Raw genomic sequence first — 12,843 nt, forward strand, 5'->3', positions numbered from 1 at the left:
TACATCAAACTGTAACTACTCAGCGGATGCAGGCCAAAAGGCAGAAAATAAAAAGGTAATGCAGTAAAAAACTTACTTCTAACTAATAACTACTTGCTAACTTCTCCATCGGTAGTGACATCATCCAAAGTAGGGGCGGGGTTTATCCCCGCCCTAACCCCCGTGACGGTAATCATTCCACCCTCCTGTACCACATGTTTGTATATCATTTGCGGGGTTAGGGAGGGGATAAACCCCGCCCCTACGGTTTCACCACATGCGGTACCGTTAACAAGGTAATACTACCAAAACGATGTTGATGCCAACCGCCGAAAAGAATTCCTGAATAGTTACATCAAACTGTAACTACTCAGCGGATGCAGGCCAAAAGGCAGAAAATAAAAAGGTAATGCAGTAAAAAACTTACTTCTAACTAATAACTACTTGCTAACTTCTCCATCGGTAGTGACATCATCCACCGTAGGGGCGGGGTTTATCCCCGCCCTAACCCCCGTGACGGTAATCATTCCACCCTCCTGTACCACATGTTTGTATATCATTTGCGGGGCTAGGGCGGGGATAAACCCCGCCCCCACGTTCTCACCGCCTGCCGCACCGTTAACAAGGTAATACTACCAAAACGATGTTGATGCCAACCGCCGAAAAGAATTCCAGAATAGTTACATCAAACTGTAAGCAACAGCATCATGAGATGCACGGCTCAGCCTCGTGCCTCAAAGCCGTCTATCGCCTGAAAACGCTGTTTGACGGCCTGACGGGCACGGAAGATATTGACCTTTACCTGTTCCTCTGTCATGCCGAGCAGGGCCGCAATGTCCTTGTAGGCTTTGCCCTCGAAGTCGCGCAGCTGGATGCATTCCCGCTGCTTCTCCGGCAGGCTGTCGATAATTTCCCGCACAATGCTCACCTGATCCTTCTCTATAACTTTGTCAGAAGGGTTGAAGGTATTGTCGGGCTTTTCCACAGGTTTGTCGTCGAGGCTCTCGGTCTGGCTGCGTTTGTTCTTCACACTGTCGAGTGAAAGATTGCGGCAAACGGTAAAGCAGAAAGCCTCTATGTTGTCGATTTCCTCCCATGTGTCGCGCTTGTTCCATACCTTGATGAGCGTTTCCTGCACGACATCCTCGGCCTCGGCACTGTCGAGCGTGATGCGCAGCGCGAGACGATAGAGCTGATTTTTCAGCGGCAGAATGTCGTTACGGAAATCTATTTTCATTCTTGCGGTTTTCTCTTAACAAGCGTTTCTGTGGTTCATCGGGTGATGACAGTACCCGTAGAGGTGCCGATGTTCTCGGCCTTGGTGATGATGACACGTTCCACACCAGCGTCTACGGCAGCCAGAGCGTTGGTGATCTTGGGGATCATGCCCCCGCTGATCGTACCGTTGGCCACCAGTCTCACAAACTCGTCGTGGTTGATCGTGCTGATGACGCTGCCCTCGTCGTCGGGGTCAGCCAGCACGCCGGCTTTCTCAAAGCAGTAGACAAGTGTTGTCGACGCACCTTCCCGGGCCAGGGCTTTCGCCGTCTCGGCGGCAATGGTGTCGGCATTGGTGTTGAGGATATGCCCCATTCCATCGTGGGTCAACGGTGCCATGACAGGCGTCAGACCGCCGCGAATCAGACTGAGCAGGCGATGACCGTCGGCCTTGTCCACGTCACCGACAAAACCATAGTCCACGCCGTCTTTCTTCGGACGCTTATGGCTGCGGATCACATTCATGTCGGCACCGGTCAGTCCCACGGCATTCACACCACGAGACTGCAACTGTGCCACGATGTTCTTGTTGACCAGACCACCATAGACCATCGTCACCACTTCGAGCATCTCGGCATCGGTGATACGTCGGCCTTCCACCATCTTGCTCTCTATGCCCAAGGCTGACGCGACCTTGGTGGCGCGGCGGCCTCCACCGTGCACAAGAACCTTCTGTCCCGGCAAAGCTGCAAAGCGGTCGAGCAACTGGGCCAGGCGCTCAGCGTCCTCCACGATGGCACCGCCCACTTTTATGACTGTCACTTGTTCCATTCTCTATACAATCATCAAAATTAGTATTTATCAGCCGTCCCCATGCCTCTGTCTGACACAGAAACATGGGGACGGCATGTCTGATCTTACTCCAGGTAGGTGTAGCCATAGAGTCCCGAGCGGTAGTTGCTGAGGAACTCCTTACCCTCCTCAAGCGAGAGTTTGCCTTGCTTGACGCTCTTGGTGACCCACTGCTCCAACTGACGGACGAGCTTCTTGGGGTTGTACTGCACATATTCCAGCACCTCCTCGACGGTCTCACCATCGATGATCTGATCGATGCTATAGGTACCGTTCTTCACCGAGATATGCGCGGCATTAGTGTCTCCGAAGAGGTTGTGCATGTCGCCGAGGATTTCCTGATAGGCGCCCACGAGGAAGACACCGATATAATAAGGCTCATCCTTTTTGAGCGCATGCACGGGGAGCACGTTCGACTGCGTGCCGTTGACAGCAAAGTTGGCCACCTTGCCGTCGCTGTCACAGGTGATATCCTGCAAAGTGCAGTTGCGTGTGGGACGCTCATTGAGCCGCTCAATGGGCATGATGGGGAAGAGTTGGTCAATGCCCCAGCAGTCGGGCAGACTCTGGAAAAGCGAGAAGTTGCAGAAATATTTGTCGGCCAAGAGCTTGTCAAGACCGCGCAACTCGTCGGGCACATGCTTCAGCGTCTTGGCGATAGAGTTGATCTCATGGCATACACTCCAATACATCGACTCCACCTCAGCGCGCGTCTTGAGGTCGACCATGCCGTGGGCGAACATGTCGAGACAGTCTTCACGGATCTGGTCAGCGTCGTGCCAGTCCTCAAGCATCGACTTTGGATTGAGGTTGCACCATATATCATAGAGGTCGCGCACGAGCTGATGGTCCGATTCTTTGGCTTCGAATTCCTCAGGCATCTCGGGCAGTGAGGCAGCGCCAAGCACGTCGAGGATGAGCACCGAGTGGTGGGCAGCCAGCGAACGACCGCTCTCGGTGATGATATTCGGGTGCGGAATGTTGTTGCGGTTGGCGATATCAGCGAAAGCGTAAACGCAGTCATTGATATACTCTTGGATGGAGTAGTTGACCGAACTCTCGGAGTTGCTCGACCGTGTGCCGTCGTAATCAACACCAAGACCGCCACCACAGTCGACAAACTCGATGTTGTAGCCCATGCGACGCAGGTTGCTGTAGTACTGAGCAGCCTCTGTGAGCGCGTTCTGAATACGGCGGATTTTGGTGATCTGACTGCCGATATGGAAGTGGATCAGGCGCACGCTGTCGTGCAGTCCTACTTCGTCGAGTTTCTTCAAAGCCTGCAAGAGCTCCATAGGAGTCAATCCGAACTTAGAAGCGTCGCCGCCGCTCTCGGCCCATTTGCCCGATCCTGAGGAAGCAAGTTTGATGCGGATACCGATGTTGGGCTTTACGTTCAGTCGCTTAGCCGTCTTTGCGATGACATCGATCTCATTGAGTTTCTCCACCACGATGAAGATATGCTTGCCAAGTTTCTGCGCCAGCATGGCGAGCTCGATATAGCTTTCGTCCTTATATCCATTGCAGATGATAAGCGAGTCACTCTTGCATTGCACGGCAATGACGGCGTGGAGTTCCGGCTTGGAACCAGCTTCGAGACCGAGGTTGAACTTGCGTCCGTGAGAGATAATCTCGTCGACGACAGGTTGCATCTGGTTGACCTTAACAGGATAGATGATAAAGCTCTGTCCTTTGAAGTCGTACTCTTTCTTTGCCTTCTCATAGCACTCAGCCATCTTCTCAATGCGGTTGTCGAGAATATCGGGGAAGCGGAGCAACACCGGCGGGGTGACATCGCGCAAGGCGAGCTCGTCCATCACATCGCGCAAATCGATCTGCGTGTTGTCCTTGCAAGGCGTGACATAGACATCACCCTTATCGTTTATTCCGAAATAAGAAGTACCCCAACCATTAATATTGTACAACTCCTTGGAGTCGTCGATGGTCCATTTTTTCATCTAATCAGCGTAGTTAATTTATTGCCGGCTCATGGCAAGCCGAGTTGTTGTTTCAGTTGCTCTACTGTAATCTGTATTTTGTCGAAATTATCCATCAGGCTCACGTCGAGCGTGTGCTTTGCTTTTGTGTAGAAAGGCTCGCGCTGGCAGAGCTGCTGCTCTATGAATGCGACGACCTCCTCGGGCGTTTTGTTGAGTAAGAGCGGGCGGACGGTCTTTCCCATCTTCAGATGTTGTACGAGCACATCAGTGGTGCACTTGAGATAGACCGATTCTCCCTGCTGGTTGATGTAGTCCATATTGTCGAAAAAACACGGTGTGCCGCCGCCACAACTCAGTACGATGTTCTCAAATTCAGCGACTTCATGGAGCATGTTGCGCTCTACTTGTCGGAAGCCGTCCTCGCCCCGCTCGTCAAAGAGTTGTTTGACGGTCTTGCGCATACGGCTTTCTATGTACCAGTCAAGGTCATAAAAGGGCAGGCCCAATGATTTGGCGAGCGCCTTGCCGACCGTTGTCTTTCCTGAGCCCATGTAGCCCACGAGGATGATGCGAACAGGTGTATCCATCAGCTAAACGTTTATTTTCTCTTTCTTGCCTTGGCTTTTGGCTCCGGTGCGTTCTTGATGATCTCCATGCACTCGTCGTAGCTCAGGTCTCCGGCCAGCGCACGGTCGTGGAGACTCTTGTCGATACGATAGTTGTTTCCGTCGAAAGCGAGGTAAGGGCCAAAACGTCCCTTAAGCAGCTCCAACCGGTCGTCTTCCTCAAAAGTCTTGATCTCGCGCTCACGGTCTTTCAGCCGCTTGGCGAGAATCAGTGAGATAGCATGGTCAAGAGTGACCGTCATCGGGTCATCTTCCTTGGGCAATGAGACATACTTCTTATTATGTTGTACATAAGGTCCGAAGCGTCCGGCACCAATAGTGACCGGCATGCCCTCGAACTCACCGAGTTCCCGTGGCAACTTAAACAGTTCCAGAGCCTCATCGAGCGTGATGGTCTCGATGCTCTTGCCCTTGGGGATCTGCGCGAAACGCGGCTTCTCGTCGTCGTCGGCCGTACCGATCTGAGCCAGCGGACCAAACTTTCCGATCTTCACCAGCACAGTTCTGCCAGTCTTAGGATCCTTGCCGAGAATACGCTCGCCAGCCTTATGCTCAGAACGCGACTGCATGACCTGATCGACAGTCTTCTCAAAGGGCTTGTCAAACTTGCTCATCATGTCTTTCCATTCCTCCTTGCCCTCGGCGATCTTGTCGAACTGGTTCTCGACTTTCGCCGTGAAGTTGTAGTCCATGATCTCGGGGAAGTTCTGCAAGAGGAAGTCGTTGACCACGATGCCAATGTCGGTGGGGATGAGCTTTCCTTTCTCCGAACCGGTAAACTCTGTCTTTGTTGTCGACTCCACTTGGTTGCCTTTCAAAATGTCAACAGTGAATTTGGTCTCTTTGCCTCCCCTGTCGCCTTTCTCCACATAGTCGCGCTGCTGGATCGTAGAAATCGTCGGCGCGTAGGTAGAAGGGCGTCCGATACCAAGTTCCTCCAGTTTGTGTACGAGACTGGCCTCGGTATATCGTGACGGTCCCTGAGAGAAGCGTTCCGTAGAAGCAATGGTTTCGCGGGAGAGTTGCTCGCCCACTTGCAGTGCGGGCAGGGAAGCGAACTCCTCAGACTGCTCGTCGTCGTCGGTCGATTCTTTATAGACTTTCAGGAAACCGTCGAAGACAATGACCTCACCGCGGGCGACGAACTTCTCGGGCTGCCCGCCGATATTGATGTTAACCGTGGTTTTCTCGATCTGTGCCTCAGCCATTTGGGAGGCAACGGAGCGTTTCCAGATCAGGTCGTAGAGACGTTTCTCCTGTGCCGTACCGTCAATAGTGGCGTTTTCCATATGGGTAGGTCGAATAGCCTCATGGGCTTCCTGTGCCCCTTTGGACTGTGTATGGAAGTTACGGGGAGAGCTATACTGCTCGCCAAAGAGTTTGGAGATCGTCTCCTTACTGCTGTTGATGGCGAGTGCCGAGAGATTGACGCTGTCGGTACGCATATAGGTGATGCGTCCGTTTTCATAGAGTTGCTGTGCAATGCGCATGGTCTGCGACACGGTGAACCCCAGCTTTCTGGCAGCTTCCTGCTGCAAGGTAGAAGTCGTGAAAGGAGGCGCGGGCGAGCGCTTCAACGGTTTTTTCGACACATTGCCCACGGTGAAGACAGCGTCCTTGCAACGGTTAAGGAAGTCGAGAGCCTCATCGTGTGTGGCAAAGCGCTTATCGAGCTCAGCTTTGACCTCCACGCCGAGGTTATCACCATTTACGGGAGTGAAGATGGCAGTAACACGGTAGTACGGCTCACTCTTGAAGGCTTGTATCTCACGCTCACGCTCTACGACGAGTCTGACGGCCACGCTCTGTACACGTCCTGCCGACAGCGACGGCTTGACTTTTCGCCACAATACCGGTGAGAGTTTAAAGCCCACGATACGGTCCAGCACGCGCCGGGCCTGCTGTGCATTGACGAGGTTCATGTCGAGATGACGTGGATGCTCGATAGCATAAAGGATAGCAGGCTTGGTAATCTCATGGAAGACGATACGCGAAGTCTTTTCCTCATCGAGTCCGAGCACCTCACAGAGGTGCCAGCTGATGGCTTCTCCTTCGCGATCCTCATCGGATGCGAGCCACACCTTCTTGGCAGCTTTGGCATCTTTCTTGAGTTCTGCTACAACTTTCTTCTTATCCTCTGGTATCTCATAGTCAGGCTCAAACGTCTTTTCGTTGATACTAAGCCCACTCTTCTTTAGGTCTCTGATGTGTCCGTAGGAAGACATCACTTTATAATCCTTGCCGAGGAATTTCTCAATCGTCTTGGCCTTAGCAGGGCTCTCTACAATGACTAAGTTATCTTGCATGCTTGCGTGTAGTTATATAATGTCGGGGACAAAAGTAATAATAACTTTGTCTTACACCTTATTATATATGTATGATTTTAGAATTTTTAAGAGACACCGATGCAAAAAGTTACATAAATGTAAGTTACATCCATGTAACTTTTTTATTAAAAACCGAGTTTTCCAGTCTCAAAGTCCTGCTGGAAGCGGGTCACCGCACGGCGGATAGAATCCAGCCCAAAGCGTTCGGGCCGCAGCTCCTTGACGGCGATCCACTCATAGCCGGCGGCATCATCGTGTGCCGACAAAACAGTGAAGTCTTCCACACGGCAGAGAAAGAAGAAGTCGAGCGTGTGAACGGTGAAGCCGGAATAGAGATAGGTATTGGGGTAACTGAAGAGCAACCGTGAGGAAACGACGGTGAGGCCCGTCTCTTCCTTCACCTCACGCGCGAGACCTTGTTCAGCAGTCTCGTTCATATCGTAGAAACCGCCGGGCAAGTCGAGCGTTCCCTTGGCGGGATCGTTCTTACGGGTGATGACGAGCAACTCATCACGACCGTTCATAATCAGCGCAGCGTTGGCGGCACTGGGATTGAGGAAATACTCAAAACCACAGTGCCGGCAACGCTTGCTCTTCACCGTGCTGGGCTCAAAGTCGGCAGAGCCGCAGACGGGACAATAGCGAAATTTGTCAAGAACGTGCATAACCGTTACTTAGCCAGCAGGCTCTTGATCTCGGCGTCGAGGTCCTTGACCTGCACATCACGCTTCTGCAACACGTTGTTGCGGTCGATGAGGAAGAAGGTCGGCACGGTCTGCACATTGTATTGCGAGGCAAATTGCGAGTTTGGCCCATCGCTGTCGTGGACACAAATCCATGGCAGGGCAGCCACGCTTTCCTTCCAGAAGTGCTCGTCGGTATCGAGACTGACCTGATAGATCTCGAAGCCCTGGGCGTGATATTTGTTATAGAGGTCGCGCAGATGCATGATGCGCTCGGTACTGCCCTTGGCGGCGAACATGTGGAAGTCGAGCATCACCACCTTACCTTTGAGCTGAGTGAGTCGGCGGATATTTCCCTCGCGGTCAGGCAAAGCAATCTCCAGCACGCCCGTGGTCTGTACTTTGCTGGCGTCGATCTGTCCCTGAGCCTGCTCGGCCTGGATGATGCGCACATTCTTCATGCCTTGCAGGGCGATGTTGTGGAGGTTGGCACCACGCTCCGACTTAGGATAGTAGGTATCCCAGCTTGTTGCAACGGCGGCGAAGACCTGCACGTCTTCCTTCTTGCTACGTGGATCGAAGATAAGCACCGTCTGATTACCGACGTTGACCGTTTGGAAGAGTGCGAAATAAGCGTAGGCTTTCATCGGTGCGGTGAAGATATATTGGCGCTTCACCTTATCTTTATAGCTGGCCAAGGTCTGCTGAATGGCAGCGTCGACCTGGTCGTAAGACAGGTTGGGGTTTTGTTGGATGGCGTTGATCGAAGCCTGCAATCCCAACTGCATCTGCGCCAGTTCCTTCATCTTCGAGCAGTCATCGGAACCTTTCACCTCGTACTGCGCGGACATCGTCGGATAAGAAGCTTTCACAGAGATATTCTCTGTGGAGTCGACAGCAATATTGATGATCTGCCGCGCGATACGCAGCCGATAGTACTCTGGGGCGTCCGGTGCCTTGCCGTCAAAGGAGAACGAGCCGTCCTTGTCGAGTTTCACAGAGTCTACAGTCACCGGTCCATTGAGGCTCATATTCTCGAAATAGAGCAACGAGTCTTTAGCGTCTGTGATGACACCAGAGACGTGGAATTTCTTTCCAGTGCAAGAGGCGAGTGCCAAAGCGGCAAGAACGATCAGCACCGCCGAGAGTACCTTGTTTGTTTTCATCATATAATGCGATAACTTGTTTTCTTGGTTTTCAACTTGCAAACTTACATATTTTTTTTGGATTTCACGTCTATTTGCGGAAGAAAATGGCTATATACACCATAAAGGAAGCAGCGAAAGCTGACCAACGGAAGCTGTGCCAAGGACAATCGCATGGTTTGCCGACACCAAGAAAAGCAAGAAGCCGCCGGAGAACATTCTTCTCCGGCGGCTTCCAAATATTGACAGGCTTCTTCAATTACCTGCTGCTGAACGCCTTGTTATTTCTTGTAGAGAGCCTCGTTGTTCTTTGATGAAGGCCTCTCTGCTGTCTGATGACGTTTGCGTTATTTCTTGCCAAAAGTCTCGTCGAGCAATGTATAGAAAGCGGGATCCTCGCCCACGACGGTCTTCACAATCTTTCCCTGCGGATCAATGAGAATCTTTGTGGGGAAGCCCTGGATGCCGTAAGCGTTCAAGATCTGGCGGTTGTCGCGTGGACAAAAGACGTGGAGCCAGGGCAACTCATGCTTCTGCACGGCAGCTTTCCACTTTTCCTGTGTGTCATTGCAGTCGACACCGAGGATCTGGAACTTACCCTTATACTTATTGTAGTACTCCTTCATCTCGGGGAAGCCTTTGATGCACCATACACACCAAGAGCCCCAGAAGTCGAGAATCACGTACTGACCACGCAGACTGGAGAGACTCAGCGGTTTGCCGTTGATGTCATTGAGGGTGAAGTCGGGAGCAGCGATACCTGATGCCTGCTTCTTTGCAGCCTCAGCCTCAGCCTTTGCCTCGTTCTCCAAAGCGGTCATGATGCCCGTGTAATAGCTCTTCATGCGGCCGTCGCGTACAGCGGGAGAGAGCAACTTCACGGCATCACGCATCCATCCCAGCTCTCCCATCTGAGGAATCAGATAAGCACAAGCCTCGTTGTCGGGATGCTGCTTGATGAAGTTCAGCATTTTGTCGCGCATGTCCTGGCGGAGCTGTCCGCCTTTCTCCTGATAGACTTTCATCACGGCTTCCTGACTCTCACCAGCTTTCAGACGCTCCTGCAGGCTGTCGACCAACTGCTGCATGGGCTTTTGGGCGGTCTCTATCATACGGTCCACCTCGTTGAACTGCTGATAGAACTTAGATCCCGTGAGATAGTAGTTGGAAGTAAGGTCGCCGCTCACCACAGCACTCTCGCCGGGAACGGCGATCACCTGGAAACCGGCGCGCTCTGTACCACGCAGACTGCCGGGCGTATAGGCACGGATGTCGGTCGGCTCACTCACATGTACCGTGAAGTCGAACTTGCCATTCTTTACCAGCACCGTATCGGTCTTTGCCTTTTGGTCACCTTGCGGCACGATCACCAGCAGTGTGTCCTTGACTCCCTTGACATCGCCCTTGAAGTGAACGGCATCACTTGCGGCTTTCTTCTGTGCCATAGCGGGCACGCAGGCCATGGCCATCAGGGCCAGGCTGCACAAAATGCTTTTCATCATATTTGTTTTCAAGTTGTGAATAATAATCTTCTTTATGATCTAAAAGTAACGATTTACTTTATAGAGACGCATTAAAAGGTAAAAAGGGTACCCTTTGCCTGTTAAAAAAGCCTTATTTCTTTTTGGGGCGACGGCGTGCCCAACCTTCTTCGCTGAAGTCGGGAACCTCGCCGCGCAACTTGATATTGCGGCTGTCGGCCATGAGCTGTTTCCAATCGTCGCGTCCGCGACGGCTGTCATCGTCGTGCGTCTTGGTGCTTTGGCGTCCTTTGCCGCGCGCTCCCTTACCATAGCTGCGGTCTCCTTTGTCTGCGCCGGTGCGGCTGCCGCGTGCCGAGCGTCCGTGTCCGCTCTCATCAGCATCGTTGCAGCGTACCTCGCGGCCTTTGTAGGCTGTGCCGTCCAAAGCGCGCATCACACGCTGGGCGTCGCCCTCGGGCACCTCGATATAGCTGAACTTCTGCAGCAGATCAATATGCCCCACCTCCTGGTGACCATGGATATGCTTGTTGATAAACTGCATGACCTCACCCGGATAGAAGCCATCTTGCTTGCCAAGGTTGATGAACAGACGGCGATAGCCGGCTTCTGCCTGACGCGGTCCGCGCTTGCGGTCGCGTGTGCCCTTGCCGCCACGTCCGCTGCGGTCGCCCTGTTCCGACTTGTCGCGGCCCCTTGTGGTGGGCTTGACAATCTCGGGCGCATTCTTGTAGTAGTCAAGAAACTTGCCAAAGGTGATGCTCACCATCTTCTTGATAATATCTTCCTTGTCGACATAGTCAAACTGTCGGTTGATCTCAGCCATGTAAGGTGCGATGAGCTCCTCGTCGACATCAGCCTTCATAATGTCGTCCATGGTCTTGAAGAGTTGCTTTTTGCAGATCTCCTCAGGCGTGGGCAGTGTGCCGTCGACAAATTCCTTGCCGATGATCTTCTCGATGTTGCGCACCTTGAACTTCTCGCGCGAGTGGATGATGGAGATGCTTGTTCCTTTCTTGCCAGCGCGTCCGGTACGACCGGAACGGTGGGTATAGTTCTCCACATCGTCGGGCAGACCATAGTTGATCACGTGGGTCAGGTCGTCGACGTCCAGTCCGCGGGCAGCCACGTCAGTGGCCACGAGCAGCTGTGTCAAGTGGTTGCGGAACTTCTGCATGGTCAGATCACGCTGCTGCTGGCTCAGGTCACCATGAAGCGCCTCGGCATTGTATCCGTCCTTGATGAGCTTATCAGCCACTTCCTGCGTTTCGATCTTCGTGCGACAAAAGATGATAGCATAGATGCGAGGGTAGAAATCGACGATACGTTTCAGCGCGAGATACTTGTCACGCGCGTTGACCATATAGTAGATGTGGTTGACGTTCTCGGCACCTTCGTTGCGCGATCCGACGACGATCTCCTTGTAATCGTGGAGATAGTTCTTGGCGATGGCCTCGATCTCCTTGCTCATCGTGGCTGAGAAGAGCAGGGTATTGCGGTCAGCGGGCACGCCCTCAAAGATCTCGTTGATGCTTTCCGAGAAGCCCATATTGAGCATTTCGTCGGCCTCATCGAGCACGACGTTGTTGACCTGGTCGAGCTGTGCCACGCCACGTTTCATCAGATCGATGAGACGGCCGGGGGTAGCCACGATGATCTGCACGCCGTGGCGCAGGGCATGGATCTGTGTCTCGATAGATGCTCCGCCGTAGACGGGCACGATGTGCATGCCGTCGATATACTTGGCAAAAGCGTTGAGATCGTCGGCAATCTGCAAGCACAGCTCACGTGTGGGGCTGAGGATGAGGGCCTGGGTAGCTTTGTTGGTGGGGTCGGTCTTCTGCAACACGGGGATGCCATAGGCGGCTGTCTTGCCTGTTCCTGTCTGTGCCAATGCTATGACATCGTTGCCGTGACCGAGCAAATAAGGGATTACTTCTTCCTGTACGGGCATGGGCTGCTCAAAGCCCAGCTCTTCGATGGCGCGGCGAATCTCTTCGCTGACGCCCAATTCTTCAAATGTCTTCAATCTTTAAACCTTTAAATTTTCAATGACGCATGAGGAATCAATCGCCCTCCCAGCCATTGAAAATTATCGGGCGCTCTTCCTCCATTCGTATAAAATCGGTGCAAAGTTACAAAAAAAGTAGCACTTAGCCGCCTTTCTTGGTTTCTTTTAGGGTTATTTAGGGAGAATATGAAGCTATGTAGCCATTCAGCGAATTCATTTCGGCGGTTGCCATCCACATCGTTTTGATAGTATTACCCTGTTAACGGCGCCGAATACGGTGAGACCGTGGGACGGAGTTTATCCCCGCCCTAACCCTGGCATGGGAATAAATCTTTTCCACCCTAATCCCGTGCCAGTAATTATTCCATTTACCCACGCTACATATTTTATGTAAACGTACAACATAAAGCAAAGAACAGCGTGGGGGACACCCAAATTCGGAAATTGTTAAGACCCTTAATTCCGCAACACTTTGATTTAACTTTATTTATAAGTTCCTGAGCAACAAAAAGTTGCTCAGGATTTTGCCATGTCAGATTTTTCACCTATCTTAGTGTTGCAATTTAAAACAAGCGTAAATC

Annotated in this window: 9 protein-coding genes; all 9 read right to left on the reverse strand. The window is 52.3% G+C overall.

What is annotated here, in order from left to right; all coding sequences use genetic code 11:
• Positions 1-700 precede the first annotated feature (700 nt).
• Positions 701-1,216 (reverse strand): RNA polymerase sigma factor, encoded by a 516-nt coding sequence (locus FYJ73_RS14940; RefSeq protein ID WP_154535540.1) that lies wholly within the window; start codon positions 1,214-1,216, stop codon positions 701-703.
• A gap of 35 nt (positions 1,217-1,251) precedes the next feature.
• Entirely contained in the window at positions 1,252-2,028 is a 777-nt protein-coding gene (gene argB, locus FYJ73_RS14945; RefSeq protein ID WP_154535541.1) for an acetylglutamate kinase, read from the reverse strand.
• An 86-nt stretch (positions 2,029-2,114) separates the two neighbouring features.
• Positions 2,115-4,007 carry a biosynthetic arginine decarboxylase gene (gene speA, locus FYJ73_RS14950; protein ID WP_154535542.1) on the reverse strand — a complete coding sequence of 631 codons (1,893 nt, stop codon included), beginning with the start codon at positions 4,005-4,007 and terminating at the stop codon, positions 2,115-2,117.
• A 29-nt stretch (positions 4,008-4,036) separates the two neighbouring features.
• A complete protein-coding gene (locus FYJ73_RS14955; RefSeq protein WP_154535543.1) occupies positions 4,037-4,576 on the reverse strand; it encodes a shikimate kinase in 540 nt (179 codons plus the stop codon).
• An 11-nt stretch (positions 4,577-4,587) separates the two neighbouring features.
• On the reverse strand, positions 4,588-6,921 hold the full coding sequence (gene topA / locus FYJ73_RS14960; protein ID WP_154535544.1) for a type I DNA topoisomerase: 2,334 nt from the start codon (positions 6,919-6,921) through the stop codon (positions 4,588-4,590).
• Between the two features lie 146 nt (positions 6,922-7,067).
• Entirely contained in the window at positions 7,068-7,607 is a 540-nt protein-coding gene (locus tag FYJ73_RS14965) for an NUDIX hydrolase (protein ID WP_154535545.1), read from the reverse strand.
• Positions 7,608-7,612: 5 nt separating this feature from the next.
• A complete protein-coding gene (locus FYJ73_RS14970; RefSeq protein WP_154535547.1) occupies positions 7,613-8,791 on the reverse strand; it encodes a TlpA disulfide reductase family protein in 1,179 nt (392 codons plus the stop codon).
• Positions 8,792-9,117: 326 nt separating this feature from the next.
• Positions 9,118-10,269: a redoxin domain-containing protein gene (locus tag FYJ73_RS14975; RefSeq protein WP_154535548.1), complete on the reverse strand. Its 1,152-nt coding sequence runs from the start codon at positions 10,267-10,269 to the stop codon at positions 9,118-9,120.
• A 115-nt stretch (positions 10,270-10,384) separates the two neighbouring features.
• Positions 10,385-12,280, reverse strand: a complete 1,896-nt coding sequence (locus FYJ73_RS14980; protein WP_154535546.1) for a DEAD/DEAH box helicase — start codon at positions 12,278-12,280, stop codon at positions 10,385-10,387.
• Between the last annotated feature and the right edge of the window lie 563 nt (positions 12,281-12,843).

It is taken from the genome of Hallella mizrahii (assembly GCF_009695775.1).
Lineage (GTDB): Bacteria > Bacteroidota > Bacteroidia > Bacteroidales > Bacteroidaceae > Prevotella > Prevotella mizrahii.

What these genes read in the sequence shown, in the direction of transcription:
- FYJ73_RS14940 (WP_154535540.1), bottom strand. Translation starts at nt 1,216, where the DNA reads ATGAAAATAGATTTCCGTAACGACATTCTGCCGCTGAAAAATCAGCTC.
- argB (WP_154535541.1), bottom strand. Translation starts at nt 2,028, where the DNA reads ATGGAACAAGTGACAGTCATAAAAGTGGGCGGTGCCATCGTGGAGGAC.
- speA (WP_154535542.1), bottom strand. Translation starts at nt 4,007, where the DNA reads ATGAAAAAATGGACCATCGACGACTCCAAGGAGTTGTACAATATTAAT.
- FYJ73_RS14955 (WP_154535543.1), bottom strand. Translation starts at nt 4,576, where the DNA reads ATGGATACACCTGTTCGCATCATCCTCGTGGGCTACATGGGCTCAGGA.
- topA (WP_154535544.1), bottom strand. Translation starts at nt 6,921, where the DNA reads ATGCAAGATAACTTAGTCATTGTAGAGAGCCCTGCTAAGGCCAAGACG.
- FYJ73_RS14965 (WP_154535545.1), bottom strand. Translation starts at nt 7,607, where the DNA reads ATGCACGTTCTTGACAAATTTCGCTATTGTCCCGTCTGCGGCTCTGCC.
- FYJ73_RS14970 (WP_154535547.1), bottom strand. Translation starts at nt 8,791, where the DNA reads ATGAAAACAAACAAGGTACTCTCGGCGGTGCTGATCGTTCTTGCCGCT.
- FYJ73_RS14975 (WP_154535548.1), bottom strand. Translation starts at nt 10,269, where the DNA reads ATGAAAAGCATTTTGTGCAGCCTGGCCCTGATGGCCATGGCCTGCGTG.